We start from the raw sequence: 17207 nt of genomic DNA, 5'->3' as shown, positions 1-17207 counted from the left end.
CACTTCTTATTGTCATCAGCCATGTTGCTATTAAACGTATTAACACAATAGCCGTATAAATTTTTTATACCTATAGCCAAAGTGAATGGCTTTTAAGGGCGGCCGTCAAGCGATGAAACCCTATGAGTTTATGTTTTTATAAATGATTAGGGTGAAGAGCGATGACAACAAACCTTAAAACCTTTTCACGAAGGGTATATTTTCGCTGTAGTTTAATTGCATAAGTAGTCTCTCGCTGTATGAAATTTAGTAAAATTGCTGCATTTTTTGCCTGGGTAATTGCCTTTATGGCAGCCATGGCCAACGCTTCCACTGTTAACTATGACCTGCGGTCTAAACAAAGGTTGCATCAATCCATCAAAAAAATTCAGTATGCTCTGAATGTGTCGGATTGTACTCAAATTGATTATTTTTTATATAGAGATAAAAAATACCCCGTTAACGAAGCGATTGCTAACAAACAGCTGGGTGGATGTGAGATTACCTTGGATGCAGCGACCGAGGACTTTCTTAATCCATCAGTAGACGTACATTTTGTTGATGGCAGCACTGAAACATACAGCGAACAATTTATTCTTGAAGATAATCAGCAGCCTCAATTAGCAATTAATACAGTTGGTTTTTCAGCGTTAGATGATCAGCAAGCTTTACGATTAGTACTAAACAGTAATGATAATATTGACTTAGCTTACTTAGCAGTCAATGTGGTAGGGCTGCGAGCCAGTGATCTACGTAATAATGGTGGCGTCATTCAGGCTACTAAACAATCAGCATTTTTAGCTACTCAGGGAACCGTTAGGCAATTTCCTGAAACCGACAGTCAAACGGAATTTAGTTTTACTATTCCTTTTAAACAACAGCTCACTGCTGAAGCACTGCAACATGATGGTATTTTATTAATTGAAGCTACAGCAGTTGATGCTTCTGGCAATAAAAAATCCTTAAGTGAATTACGCTTTACAGGGACCGATGTTGAAGAAAAAGCAAAATCACTGAGTGTTTTTCCTGCAAATGTTAACCTGACTAATATTTTAGAAACGGTTGCCTTGACACCTGTAGTGGATTTTCAGTATAGAGGTGCTACCCAGTTACCAGGTTTAGGGACTGGCATACAGTATCAAAGTTCTCGTCCAGATTTAGTTAAAGTAACAGATTCTGGTGTATTAATTCCGCAAAAAGAGTTTAAAGACGAACAGGTTGCAGTAACCGTTTTATACCCTGGTTTACCTGAAGTGAGTGTACCAGTTACTGCACATTTTTCTAAAACCTTAGAGAGGTTAGCGTTTAAGGACGTAACAGATGTATTGACAATTGATGGACTGAATCAATTTATTAAGCTGCCACCAGTTGTTGCCTATTTTAAAGGTGAAGAGACACCAGTAGAAGTAACAGCAAATTTCCCAGTAGAGATAAAACTAGCCGGTGCGGTCAGTGAAGTTCTAAAACTCAATAAAAATAATGAGCTGATGGCAAAGGCTGTTATTCCTGAATCTGTGCCAGGTAAGTTGATGATCTCATCTCCACTATTACCAGGACTAACCTTTACAACCAATGTAGTGGCTAAGGATGCCCCACCGACAATTGAATTTACTTTACCTAAAAAGGTAATAACAAGTGAATCAATTGAGTTGAAACCTGTTGTCAATGATGATGTGGCAATTAAGTCTGTTAAATTTTGGTTGAATGGGAACCTGTTAGATGAGGTAACTGAGGCTCCATATCAAATAAACTTTCAAACCGTTGAATCCATGGCTGGATCACAACTGTCTTTTAAAGCTGTAGTGACTGGTAGCTTAAATCAAGCAGTTGAGTCACAAGTACAACAGGTGTCGGTTGTTCCGCCTGAAAAGCCAGTGATTCCAGAATATACAATCGATCAGCCGGTGAATAATAATCGTGTGGTTGAAAATTCACCTTATCGCTATGCACTGGCTACTAAATTGGGTGTTATCCCTAATATAGAGTCAAGTAGTGGCATTACTCGTATAGAAATCTTCCATGATGGCACAAAAGCAGGTGAAGTCACTTTCCCTATTATTGAACAACGAAAGTTTAAAGGTGCTGATGGTAAAGAAAAAACAGCACTTTATGAGGTCTGGCAATTAAAACTGAATGCACCCAATATTTCTGCAGACACAACCAGTGTGAGTGTCTATGCCAGAGTACATGTTGCTGGGGGCGGTTACCAAGATAGCCCTGCTCGGCTATTACGAGTATTGAAAAACCAACGACCAACAGTATTTATTAAAAATCCTATCCCTAACAGCAGTGCGACTGTTGGGGAAAACTTAGTGGTTACCACAGAGGTGATTGATGATACTTTATATCAAGGCACTCAAGTGGAATTACTGGTTGATGGTGAAGTTGTTAAAACCAAGCATATATCCGAAGAGAAAAAAGCCTTAAGTTCTGAAGATAAAAACAATAACTATCAAGCATCTGGCAAGCTGGAAAGTTTTGAGTTACCCATTAGCAAAAGCTGGTTAGGCGAGGTTATTAAACTATCGGTTCGGGTAACTGACTGGCATGGTCAAGTGGTGGTTTCATCTGAACGAAAAGTTTCAGTTCAAGGTGATCAGGCACCAACAGTTGCTGTGACCAGCCCCGTTAAAGGGCAGCATGTCACTTCAGGTGAAATAATAGAGCTAAGAGCAAATGCCACAGATGATGTAGGCATTAAAAAAATAGAGTTCTTTGTCAATGGTGTCAGTGTTGGTGGGGATTACCAAGCCCCTTTTTCCGTTAACTACCAAACTCCGGAAAATCTGGTTAAAGAGAAACTAGAAGAACAAACTCTCGCAATTTATGCTGTTGCGACAGACACTAATGATGTCAGCAAAACCAGTGAAACGATTAAAGTTACCTTAGGTTATGATGAACAACCACCCGTACTAAATATAGTATCTCCAGTGGCTACCATGACAGCGGGCAATGAAAGTGTTGCAGCTGTTACGGAAGATTCTGAAATAGTTTTTAAAGTAGCTGGCTATGACAATATTGGTGTAACCAAGCTGACGGTTCGTGGCATAAAAAGAACTAATCAGGGATATGAATTAACAGGTAATGAAGAACATATTCTGACGGGCAAGGACTTTCCACCTCAAGTGGTGCCGACTGGGTTAAATGCCTATTCAGCACTTAAGCTGGTTACAGTGCCTAAGTTTGAAGTGGGTGATGAAACCCTTCAAGTGAAACGCTATCAAGTCACTGTAGTAGCAGAAGACGAGGCAGGTAACAAAACCCCAGCAGCGATTGTTATTGAAGTAAAACGAGATCAAAAACCAGAAATTAAAAATCTGACTTTAGATAAATCAGCTTACAGTACTAAAGATGACATTCGCCTTAGCTTAACTGCAACGGACGATTTAGCGGTGACTGCATTAAAGTTTGTATTAACGGATGAAAATGGCAAAACCTTAATAGAAAAACTGCTGAGTGCAAGCACTAACAAAAATAGATTAATCCCCCAGGCAATTGTCCAGCATACTGAAGATTTTAAACTGGCAGCCTTAACTGAAAAACTAGCGAATAAAAATCAAACCCTTAACTTAACTGTTACCGCTTACGATAAACGTAATATTGAGCAGTTTGCTACCACAGCCACTAAAGCAGTATCGATTAAAAATGATACAGAGGCACCTAAGTTTGCATTAACCAGCCCAGCGCAAGGTTCAGAGCTATTTATTGGGCAGTCTGTTACATTTAAATGGGTTGCAGCAGATAATAATGGTTTAAAATCCTTAAAGGCAACTTATGGTTCTCAAGAATTATTTTCTAAAAAGTATGCTGAGTTAACCAAAAGAGAAACTGGTAGCTTTTCGTTTGTCATACCTGAGTTAACCGAAGAGGAAGCAAAAGCAGGTATTGATATTGAGTTAACAGCAGAAGACAGTTTTGAAAATAAAACGAAACCGGCCATATGGCATTATCAAATCAGTCGTGATACACCACCTACGATCAGTATTCGTACACCAGCCCATGGTTCACGTTTGGTTGAAGGTGAGTCGTTTCAACTCGCTGCGCTGGTGAATGATGATAGGAAACTAACCGAAGTTTATTTCTTTATTCGGCAATATGATGAGAGTGGTCAGCTTGTTCGAGAGTTAGTACGTGAAACAATTAAGTCATCTGAACTAGCTGCAATTGTTGATTCTGGCCGTTACTTAGTCAGAAATATGTTTGTTCCCCATTTACCTGAAACAGGTCAGGTAAAAGTTGGTGTATTTGCTAAAGATAATAAATCAGTGAATGGTAGGGAAGTTGGGCAAACCACTGAAAAAATATTAACCTTGGAAATTCTACATGACCAAAATAAACCCAGCTTAACTTTAATAGAACCCTTAGAAGCCGTATCCGTTTATCCTGGTCAGACCTTTAAAATTAAAGGTGAAGCCTGGGATGATAAATACATTGATATTAATAATGTTAAAGTCACGTTCACCTTACCTGATGGTGAACAACAATTCGTTGATTGGACAGAATTTAGTGCAACACCTGAAGTAGAAGCAATCACCTTACCAAATCCTGGTACATTTGGTGAAGTGAAAGTCGCTGAGCGCTATCATGTTTCGTTTAAAGGGGTTATTACACTACCGATTGAGTTCGTAAAACATGCAGGCAAATCGGCTTCATTTACTGTCACTGTAAGAGATAATGGCTACAATGAGGAGCAAAGCCCGGCTATTCCTGTACATATTTTAAAGGATGAAGATGCGCCTGTTATCAGCGTATTAGAGCCAGAAAAGCTACTTTATGACCAGCAAAAATATAAAATAGATATTAAGATTTCTGACCAATCTTATGTTAAGCATTATAAAATTTATTGGCTGGATGGTGAGACAGAAGAAGTATTAGCTGAAGATACAGCTGATACAGATCTGGTACGTTATTACAATGATAAGGTGTCGTTGGCTAAATATAGCCCTGTAACTGAGCAGCGCACTTTAGTCTTACGCATAGAGGCGGAAGATGCTTTAGGTAATAAAGCAGAATATGATCATAAAATTCAGCTACATCCAGACCCTGCACCTGCTATTAAACCTATGGCAGAGCATAAACAACAGGACTGGGAGCAAGGCCTGTTAAGCTTAATTAACTGGCAGGTTGATGATAATTATGCTGATAGTGGCTTGCCTATTAAAACAGCCACACTGTATAGCTCCTTGCAAGGCTTTTATCAGCAGAAAGACCTTGCTTTGGATGAAAATACCGGCCAACAAAATAGCCGACAGCCAAAAGGTTTAACAGTTGTTCCGGATCCACGCAACAAAACTTATTTCCCTGCCATTGAAATAAATTATCCTGAAGCCAGTCAGGATATATCTCTGCAAATTAACAATAGTGAGTGGTTAAAAACGACAAAAGCTGGAAAATTAGTTGTTTCTTCAAATATTGGCAAAATAACTCAATTAACCTCATTGGCAATTGCTGGGGATGTTCCTGCTAATATTCAATATCGGGTTAAAACCTTAAGTACTAATGTTTGTCTTGCCAGTGAGAGTGAGAAGGTTTTATCCAAAGCAGAACTTGATCAAGTATTAGCGATTGACGAAAAATTAAATGAGTCGCTGATGCCTTTTGCTAGGTCACTACGACATGCCAGTCAGGTTATTATTTATCCTGAGCTAGCTGATAATGCTGGGAATGCAATCAATACTGGTAACACAACCAATCAAAGTCAACCTGCACTGAGCTGGTTAAAAGCGATTGTGGTTGAATGGACTGCTCCTGCACATCGCATTTATGAAATAGATCAGCATAAGTTTAATGTTAGCCAGGCTCCTGCAACCATTAGTTTAATGGTGCGAGATAATACGGCTGTTAATAGTGAAAGCGCTGATCAAAATACTAAATGGGCGTGGTTAGGTTTAATTCCAGGCATGGATGCTCATAAAAAATCATTTGGCTATACGACAGCGGCTGCTGTACCTAACTGGTTAACACCAGGTGATCTAGTGGTGACGTTAGCTCATGCGGTTGATCACTTAAGCAGCACTCGTGATGCTGTAGCGCTAAAAGTGCTTACCCAACATTCAGTGTCCAGTGATTTATTGCGTCCTGAATTAACCATTGAAAATCCGCTATCTGGCACTATTGCTAAGCCACATCAACGCTTTGATTTAAAGGCATTGGTTAAAGACAATAGCCATGGTATTGAGCGCCTACAATTATTTGAAAATGGTGAAAAGATTCAAGAGCTAGGTGGTCAGTACTTTAAAAAAGATGATACCTATAAACTGTTTTATCAAGTACCTGCTGAATTCAACCAAGGTGAGTTAAGTTTACAGGTTGTTGCGCAGGATAAAGCGGGTCGCCGTGCTGTTGAACAAGTGGATTTACCACTTGTGACAAATGAGGTACCGCACTTTGAACTGACCCGTTTTAGCAGTTACTTAGTGGGTAGTGAATTTAAAATTAATTATACCGATCCTGTTCGAATTAATTATGGTGAGTTTTGGTTACGCCAAGGAGAAACCTTTGAGATAGCCGCTCAGGTAAATGATGATGTTGGTCTGAAATCATTTGCTATTTACAAAAAGTCTCGTACAGGGGATTTAGGTGATCCAATTGCTAGTGAGAACTATATTACATCATGCCCCAAGCCTTGGGTTAAACATGCGAAAGAAGCATTTAAAATTAAGTTTAATGAGGCTGAACCTACAGAATATGAGATTGTTCTTACTGATACATTAAATCAGGTTGCTAAAAGAACCATTTTAATTCACCCGATGGCGAATATGGCGCCACAAGTCCGTCTAGTGTCTCCAGGGATTGATCAAAATATCGTTGCTGGTACTTTATTAATTGAAGGTGTAGTTGTTGTTGCTGATGACCGGGAGTTATCACAGAATAAAATAAAGATATCTGTGAAAGACCAGAATATACCCATTACGCATGTGAGGTTAGACGCCAAAATTGATCAAAACTATAACATGGCTTTTGATGGAATATTTAATGATATAGCCACGAATTACAATCGTACGTTGGCGAGGGATTTTGGTCGAGTTGACAGTGCTAATTCACGGCAAATTAAGTTTGCTATGAAAATCCCAAGTGGGCTTGTGCGTAATTCTGAGGATGTCACAATCCAGGCAACGATTACAGATAGTGATAATGCGATAGGTAGTGATCAAGTCACTTTTAAGGCAGAAGCTGATAAAATAGCACCAAAAATAAGCATTGATAAACTAACAGAGTTAGATGGTGTTATAGAAAACACCGATTTTACTGCTAGTATTCAGGCGTTTGATAATGTAAAAGTTAACCAACTTAAGCTCTATACTACTTATGGCTTACACTCCCCTGATGGCCGCTACATAAAACAGCCTTATCAGTTAGTAAGAACGATTCAGGGTATTGAGGATAAAGATTTTAATGATCGTACTCCTAATATTGAAACCCCAGTGTATAAGCAGGTGGTTCATAGCAAGCGTATTTTAGAACTAATTAAACAGTTTGGTATTGATCAGCGTAGCTTTACTGAAGATCACCGCTTTGATATCTGGCTAAAAGTGGAAGCGACAGATAGCAATGGTAACCCTGAGATGAAAGAGAAGGCTCTTTCAATCAGAGTTGATGAAAAGCCTAATATTGATATTGTAGAGCCATTGGATGGTAGCAAAGTAGCAGAAGGGGATAAGTTATACGTTAATGTCAATGCATTTGATGATGTAGCGATTGATCACCTGCGTTTGACTGTTTTCCATACGGGTAATGCTAACCCAGAACAAGCCATTTATGATATGAAGTTAAAGGCAGCGCCTTATAACTTTATTGTCGATGTGCCAGCATATAACAAACAAGATGAAAGCAAAAATACCTTAAGATTAAAAGTTGATGCGATTGATAGCTTCGGAAATAAATATAAAGATGCGTTAGATAAGCACACGATCAGTAAACCACTTTCACTAGAAATTGTTGAAGATGAAAGCCCTGTTGTTGTCATTGCTGAACCTAAACCTGATTCATCCACAGGGCTGATCAAGCGAATTGAAGGTGAGTTGTTACTCGTACAAGTCAATGCTATTGATGATTTAGGTATTGAGCATGTGTCGTTAAATGTTAAAGGGCTGATTTCTGGTAATAAAACCCTGACCGATGCCCAATTCCCTTATGAATTTTTAATTAATATTCCTTATGGTCAGGCAGGAAAAGATATTCTGCTATCTGCCCAAGCTGTAGAGAAAAAATATACTGCAGATGCTGAGGCAAGAGTTGCTCGTACGGTAGAAACCACAAGAGTTGTTGTCGTTAAAGATGACGAAGGACCAAACCCTGTAACAGTAGTAAAACCTGAAGCAAATGCCAGTGTGAGAGAAAAAGGCTATTTAGATTTGCTGGTTGAAACTGAAGATAATGTGCGAGTGGCATCAGTACAGTTTTTATTGAAGCATGGTGATAAGGTAATTGGTAAGTCGATTGCTTTACAAGCGCCTTATGCCGGGCAATTTAAAATAGGGACCATTAAAGATTATTGGAAAGGAGAAGGGGATTTACCCAAGGAATTAAGCTTAACCTTTGAAGCTATTGCCACAGACGGAGCCGGTAATCGTACTACAAGTGATGCTAGAACAATTAATTTATTGGGTAATCAACCACCGAATCAATTAGCGATCAAGGTATTTGATAGAAAAGCAAAAGAACACGGTAAGAAAAACAAGGATGCTTCTTTATCAACAGCCATTGCTGAAGGTAGAGAAGTTATATTAGAAGCCTCTGCTGTTGACCCAGATGGGGTTGGAATTCAACGTATTAGTTTTTATCAGGTGGTAGATCCGGCAGACCCCACTAAAGATATTAAGTTAAAAACAGACGAAGCAGCACCCTTCCAGTTCCATTACACTATTCCTAAAAAACCGGGTGAAAAAGTACAATTTAGAGCTATTGCAGAAGATATTGATGGTTATCGCTCCCAACCTGGTGGTTTGCTGACTATTGATATCACCAAAGACCAAGCACCCAAGGTAGCAATTATCAAACCTGATAATAACCAGTCGGTTGTGATTGATGGGCAACCATTGGAAATTACCGCTGAGGTGAAAGATGATCTTGGCTTTGATGGAGTAGACCGAGTCCTGTTTTATGTGAATGGACAGTTGGTTGCTACTCGTTATCAAAATAAAACCACTGAAACAGGTAGCTCAGTTCAAAAAGTTAATTTCAGCGCATCCATTGATCCACCCCAAGGCGTTGATAGTTTTGCTATTCAAGTAATGGCTTATGATATTTTGGGTAATTTAGGTAAATCACAAATTGTTCGGGTTGGTAAAATTGATGACACTGTTATCCCTAAAATTGCACTAATAGGCCCTGTGTCTGGTGAAGTGCTCACCGAAGGAGATGAGCTTGGTATTTTTGCTGCTGTTGATGATATTGGCAGTGATAACCGCAAGGTTAATGCTGAACTTATTTATGAGTATCAGGATGAAAATGGCCAATGGAGTGCTATTAATCCAGCATCCACTATTGAGCTAGCTCAAAATGAACAAGAGTTGCTGGGAGATGAGCCAAGAAGTGAACCTGAAAATCACTATTATATATACTGGCACCGGTTTACTTTAACAGTTTTCCAACAGCACCGTTACAAGCGATTAAGAATAAAAGCTTGGGTAGAAACTGAAAATCATGGCCGAATTTATGCTGAAGAGTCTATTCATGAAATAGGGCAGCGATTTAGCCAGCGTCTGTATATAAAACCTAGTGGGGGAAGTGGTGATTCAGTAGGTAAGGACGTTTTTTATACGGCAGTTGATCAATACAACTCGTTTGAGCGTAAAGGGGCTGTAATTGCCGCCTGGAGCACTGTTAATCCATTAACCTATGAGCCAGGTATTGGCACCAAGAGCATTAGCCAATTAAATAAAGGTAATAAATCAGCAGTATACCCTCGTACTGGCCTTTATATGTTGGAGCTCGCTAAAGATAGGGATAGTAGTGGAAGCAGTGAAAAAACTGAAATACTACTGCATGACAATTGGCATGGCTATTTAGATATATTTACGGGTGTCATTTCTGAACTGGCAGTGCAGTCTGACTTTGTGTTGGCTGCTAAATCAGCAGTGTCTATAAATAATGCTGAGAAAATAGCTGAACATGAATTTGTTAATGGTTTAGTAGCAGAACAAAACAAAGTAAATACTGCAACAGATGCTAAAGGCCGTAATGATAAATTTGCAGGGAGTGAACTGTTAATTTTTGCCTGGCAAAATGGAGATGGCCAATTTGGATTATTACCCACATTACAAGGAAGAATTGGTTTACCTTATAACGATGTATACGGCATTAGTCGTCAAGATAACCTGGCTTTTGTTGCCAACGGCCATGGTGGTGTTCAAGTAATTGATATTAGCTCTCGTACAGCCCCTTACCATGTTGGTTATATTAAGCCTGATGGTTTTGCTCGTGATGTGGCAATAGCCAATGGTTTTGCCTTTATTGCGGCTTCTCACGATGGCGTTGTTGTTGCGGATATTACTGATCCTTCCATGCCAATTGTGGCTAAGTTGGATACGCTTGGGGTTGCCAACCGTCTGACTATTGATGGTAATAGACTCTATGTGACGGATATGTCTGGCAGTGGTGGTGCATCTCAGTTAAGTGTCATTGATATTTCTACCCCTCATCAGCCTCGCTTACAGCGGACGATTGCATTAATACCTGCCCGTGAAGACTGGGTGGCAGATGGTGTTTATGATGTTGAAATTGTAGGGCATCAAGCTTATGTCACGGTTCATTATTCTGATCAGGAAGATAAACCTGCCCAAGCCTTAATTGAAACGATTGATCTAGGCCGGTTAGCTAATCCACAACTGGATGCCACGTTACCAACAATTACCCATAAGCGTGCCAGCTGGTTAGACAGTGGGGCCAGAGGTTTAACATTAGCCCGTGGTTCTGTATTTACCGCTGCAGGTAAACAGGGGATTGCCCGCTTAGAAACAGCTGAACTTGCTGTTACTAATCATTATCCTGCTACGGGTGAGCAGTGGATGCCAGAGCCAGATAATGACGTAACACCAGTATTAGATGACCGTATTAGTATAGAGTTTTCCGATGTCATTGGCATAGAAGAAGCCAAGCTGGCTAAATATATTGATGTATGGGTTGGCCTTCCAGGCAATGGTGATGAAGCGAAAAAACTGGTTGCCAATAAATTGGGCGTTGGTCTTGATGAAATTGGGGCGCTTCCGTTATTAGGAGAAAAAGTTACTGATCTATTTGATATTCAATTTGCTCGTCGTGATGGCAATCAGCTGGCTAAACGATGGGTTGAGCTTGTTCCTAAGGATACTAAGAATCTCCAGTTAAATACCCGTTACTATGTTCAGGTGAAAAAGGATTTAGCACCTGAAAATGGCGATGCCATGGGCAGTGACTATGTCTTTGATTTTGTTACTTACCCTCAGCAGTTAGCAAATAAACCGACAATACTAGGTACTGATGGTATTACCCCAAGTGTGGGTGATATTCAAGGGGGGACTGAAGTTGCCATTAAAGGCAAAAACTTTGGTGATAGCCCTCAAGTGTGGATTGGCGGCCAACTACAGCAGGTAATGTCTGTTGAAACAGATGAAGCCACTGGGCAGCAGACGATTCATATTATTACCTCTCCTCACTATGCGGGGGCAGCAGCAGTTAAAGTAAAAAATACCGCTACTGAATTATCTGTTGTGCGAGTAGGTGGCTTTATTTATACGGATCAACTGCATGTGTCTTTTATTGATCCATCAGTGGTTTCAACCAAGCAAATTGGTGATCAACAAGTAAAAATTGTTGGCCACGGTTTCCATAAGGGTATTACGGTTACCGCTTACCCAACGGGTAAGCCTGAGGCTGCAAAGGTATCCACAGTCGATCAAGATAAATTATCGCTTTATAGTGCAGAAACCATGCACTGGGTGCTGCCTAACTTTACTGATAAAGGTTTTCCTGATTACCGTGGCTTTATTGATGTTGAAATCAGTGATGACCAAGGCCGTCGTTTTGTTCTACCCAGAGCGATTTTTTACGGTAAATTACATGCAAATCGTGATTTGCATACCAGTACTGAAGAACCGTCAAGTAAGGACTTTGTTGCCCGCAATCCGCTTAAAATGCCGATGGGGCGAATTACTGACTTAGTTGCAGATGAAAGTGAAAAACTACTGTATGTATTAGGGGTTGGGGTTAATGCGAATCGGGTTAACCCTTCAAGTTATGCAAGCCGCCATGTTTTTGAGCATGACTATGTGCCTGGCTGGATTAGTGTTATTGCATATCAACCAGATTTGGAAGCAGAAAATAATAGCTTTGGGGCTAGGTTGAGTGCTGCTGCACCTATGTTTGGATTGGGCTACTACAACTTACCCCAAGAGCTAAAACCATACAGCATGTCCTTGAACAAGGCTGATACAAAGTTATACGTCACCGCTCGTGGGGTTCACTTCGATGAGTTTGATACTCAATATGAAGATCAAACTTGGTTGTTAGTATTTAATAGCATTGAAAATAAACCCGTTGATGATGCAGTACAGCCTGAGTCGGAAAATAGAGGAATTACTTATGCGTTAAGGTTGCCTACTGATGAGTCACCAATTGATATTCAACAAGCAGGCAAGCTGTTGTTTATTAATTTAAGTAATGATGGTATTGCGGTAGTTAGTACCCTTAACCCTGAAAAACCATCATTGGTTAAGATTATTAATCGTTACCAGTATAAAGGCCAACCTGCAAAATTAGTGGCAAAACAACTGGTGATTAAAAACAATCGCCTCTATGCAATAGCAGATGCTGTGGTTGTGTTTGATATTACTAAACCTTCGTTGCCACAAATCGGCGCATTTGAAAATAAACAGCCGATGACTGGCGTTGCTGGCCAGTACCGTTTGGCAGCAGGTGATGTAGCAGTTTTTGAAAATACCTTACCTGACTTATGGCGTCAGTTAGGGAAATTTAATGGCTATGGCTTTGAAGTGCCTGGCCAGGCTGATGCGATAGCTTCACAACAAACAACCGTGGCTACAATTGAAAACAGTGGTGCAGGTTGTGAAGAAGGCTCTAGTAAATATTTAGGTATTTATGATGTTAGTGATGTTGAATCAATTAGTTTATTAGATGCAATTAAGCTAACTAATTGTACAGGTTATAACTCCCCTGGATTTGATTTTGAAAACACTAATAGTCAGGAAGCAGGTTATGTTGGCCAGCCATTGTATTACACAAATGATGGCGTGTTAGCGACAGTCGTTAATCGTTGGGGAGGAGAAAACGCCGAGTCTTCAATTTTGTATTTAATTGATACTAAAATACAGGACTTGGTTGCAGCATCACCGGTTGATGGCAGTCAAGGGGTAGCCTTAGATACACCTATTATTCTCACCTATACTCGGCCTATTACTACAGCTAAAGAGGTATTAAAGCAGGGTATAAAACTGGTTAAAGTCACTGAAAATAGTGAAAACCAAATAGTTGAGTTTGATTTAGCTATTAAGGCAAACCAGCCTAATCAATTGCGTATTATTCCCAAGTCTTTACAGGCAAATTCTCAATATCAATTAGTTGTTACTGGGGATAAAGTATTACGCCGCTCAGCAGAATTATTTAATTATCAATTAAGTTTTACTACCGCTAATTTTACTGGTGCTAACTTAGCGATTGAAACCGTTTCACCTCAAGTGGTGCCATTACAAGGTGGTGTCATTAATGTCACTTTGAAAAATGTAGTGAGTGGTACTACCCCAAGCTTTAGTATTTCTGATCAATTAGGGTTATTGGGCGATAATGCAGGTGTTGTTAGCTCAGAAACATCGGCGGCGACTACTACAGATAGCACTGATGGTGGTGGTATCACTTACCAAGTTAAAGTGCCTGATGGATTGCCAGGGCCAGCCACGTTAGTTGTAACAGACAGCACTGGTCGCCGTGCAGAACAGATAGGTGCATTTGTTTATGTTGAGCCACTTCGTTTAAAAGAATTATCACCAGTCGAAGGCAGTTTAGAAGGTGGCACTATAGTCACTATTAAAGGTGATGGCTTCCCGTTAGATGCCAGCCAGCTGGAAGTACGTTTTGGTAAGGTTGCCAGCACTGAAGCCAAAGTACTCGATCCTCAAACACTACAAGTTAAAACTCCGCCAGGCCGGTTGGGGATGGTTGATGTAACGGTTAAAAAATTAGATGATAATCAAGAAAAAGTACTGGAAAAAGCTTATCGCTATGTACAACCCGCACAAGCGAATATCAGTACTAAACAAGTGATTACAGCGATGGCCATTGATCCTTCCCATACTTATCTAATGGTGGGGCAGGGCAATTACATCCGAGTATTTAATATTAGTAGTGATCATTGGCTAAATAAGTCTGAAGATACTGATGGTGATAAGCAACTGGACGGCCCATTAAATCCGGATGATTTAATGAAGCTGATAGATCTTGATAAAAATGGTATTGATGATCGGCAAATTTTGACTACAAACCTACCCGCTGGTTATGTTGCCTTAGGTATTCAAGGCTATTTTAAAAATACCACTGATCGGATATTTGTAACGGCAGCTAAACCGAGCGGTGATAGTTTTACGGATGCTAAATTATTTATTTTGTCTGTCAGTACAGATATTAAAAATACCCTTATATTAAGGGATTTACCATTGCCTGCTAATTTTGCCAAAGGGCTAGCTGTTAATGACCACAATGCCGTATTAGCCATGGGTGATGCCGGTATCGGCCTAGTGGATATTTATATCCCAAGTAAAGCCTACTTGTTTGAAACCTTAAAATTACCTCATCAATTACCTGCCTTGGATATTGCGCGGCTTGCTGACAAGCCTAGTCGTGATGTGTTGTATGCAGTAGCCGCAGGTGACTGGGACTACAAAACCCAGCAATTAACCAGTGCGGAGCGTGCAGGAGAAGGGGGCTTCTATATTATTGGTCGTGGTCAAAATGGGTTAACCATTGTTAGCCAGTTGGATATACCGGCCAGTAAAGTCATTGTTAAAGGTGATTATGCCTATTTAGCGACAGGTGATCGAGGGGTTGTGGTTGTTAATGTTAGCAACCCTGCTAAACCCGTCGTCGTAAGTCGTCTAAGTGGTATAGGCTATGTGTATGATATAGCCAGTAAGGGGCACTTGCTCTATCTAGCACAAGGTAGCAATGGCATCTTATCAGTTGATGTGACTGATCCTGCTCAACCTAAAGTATTAGAAGGGATGGATGCTTATCAGTCTAATCATTTAACCCACGTCATTGCCTTACCTTATTCTGCTGTAGGGGCGGGTAGTCAAGATCGGAAAAAATACCCAGGGGTTATTCAGGTAACCAATGATGTGGCGTTAGCGTTACATCGGGTTGAGCCTATAAATGGTATTTTGGATTACAATGCTGAAAATAAACTGCTGGCTAAATTAGTATTTAGTAAGGATATCGCAGCAGACTTTAATAAAACTAAGTTTTCAGTCACTAAGGAAAATGGCGACCCAATTGAATATGTTATTAATCTAAATGGTAATGATGCTGAAATTACACTAAATAAAAATCATGGTCTAAAAGTTAATGACAAGCTGTTTATTTACGTAGCCAGTGTCTTAGCCTCATATAATAAAACGACAAAAACAGTCTTATATCAGTTAGAAAAAGACCAGAAAGTGTCTTTAACCTTCCGTGGCAAGCGCCCAGACAACATTGCAATTGAAGCCATTTTACCAAGACGGGTATTAGCAGGTAAAACCCAGCAGGTAACAGTGGGTGTGTATGGTGCACCGCTAGATAAAAGCCGGGTTGAGCTATGGGTTGCAGGTAAGCAGTTATCCATCAGCAAAATTGAAAGTCATGATAACCAAGAGCGGTTAGCCATGATCACTGCTGAAGCACCAGCAATTGATGTACCTGGTTATTACGATGTATGGGTAAAAGTTGAAAAACAAGGCATTTGGCAAAAAGCGATTTTACAAGGCGCTTATGCCGTTGATCATGCCATTAAACTGCTCTCTGTTACCCCAAGCTGGGGGCCATTAACTGGTGGCACTCAAGTTGAATTAAGAGGTGAAGGTTTTGAGCCTGGTAACACGGTAATGGATGGTTTGCAGCTGTTTATTGGCTCTACCCCTGTAACTGATTTCGAGGTACTGGCTACCAACCGATTAATTATGCGTACCCCTAAAGGTGTGGTGGGTCGTCATGAAGTGATTGCTGAAAACCGTTTTGGCGACCAAGTACGTCTTGATCGTAGCAACGGTTTTGGTTATGGCTTGAAGCAATTAGCTGTGACTCAGGCTACCCGAGTGGGTCCGGTGGCTGTAACCGTTGACCAAACTGATGGTGTTGCTTATACCGCAACTGGCTTCTTTACTGAAGTAACGCCTTATAGTGGTAAAGATCCGTCAGTCATGCGCTCATTTGCGGTGAAATATCAAGATCAATATTTACCTGAGCAGCTGCGCCTTGCCACATTTGATATTAACAATCCATCTCAGCCTTTATTAGTTGGTGGTGCACCTGTATTGCCAGAAGCTAAACAGGATGATGAGTTGGTAAAAAATGCGCTGCTTAAAAAACTATTAGCAGCAAAAGCATTAGGTGATGATCCAATTGACTCTATCTTTGAAAATGGCAAGTTGGAAGACAATCTTACTGAAGAAGAATTAAATGAGTGGCTGAAAGTACAGCATAGTTATTTACCCACAACGCTAGACTCATTAAATGCACAAATTGTTAAACAATGGGAGCTGGATAGTAACGGCACTGATTTAGTAGAAGCCAAATATGCTTATATTGCGAGTGGTTCTGGTGGTGTTGTCCAACTGAATGCAAATGATGGTAATGGTCTACCGCTGGTGAGTGTGGTAAATCATGAAGATGACTTTAAGCATACGACAGATATTACTAAACAAGGGGATGCACTATTTACTGCCACTGCTAATGGTGGAGATACAAAACTTGGAGTTGATGAGACTTGTAAACGGGGAAGTGCTAAGTTTACGCCAGGTGCAGTACAAAGCCTGTCGTATAAAGCTGCCAATGACCCAGTCAGTTTTGGCGATGTTGGTATTGTTGGTGGTGCAACAGTATTCTTTGATGGTGAGTGGTTATATGCGGGTGGAACCCTGGGTGGTGTATCGCATTCCCCTGCAATTGAAGAGTGTAGGCATTGGCGACTGGTTCAAGGGGCTCGTAGTCGTGATGCTGTTGGGGGTTCCTCTACAACAAAATTAGGAAATAGTTTTAGTGCC

General features: G+C 40.4%; 1 protein-coding gene (only partly in view). It reads left to right on the top strand.

Features of this window, described 5'->3' with window-relative positions:
* The first annotated feature begins 239 nt into the window (after nucleotides 1-239).
* Nucleotides 240-17207, top strand: partial view of an Ig-like domain-containing protein gene (locus ORQ98_RS11985; protein ID WP_274689048.1) — the 5' portion only. Its footprint extends 20616 nt past the window's final position; 16968 of the gene's 37584 nt are visible here — the first part of the coding sequence; the start codon lies at nucleotides 240-242; its stop codon lies beyond the right edge, outside the window.

It is taken from the genome of Spartinivicinus poritis (genome assembly GCF_028858535.1).
Lineage (GTDB): Bacteria > Pseudomonadota > Gammaproteobacteria > Pseudomonadales > Zooshikellaceae > Spartinivicinus > Spartinivicinus poritis.
The sequence above is the reverse complement of the archived record's forward strand: the minus strand, read 5'-3'. Positions and strand labels throughout refer to the sequence as shown.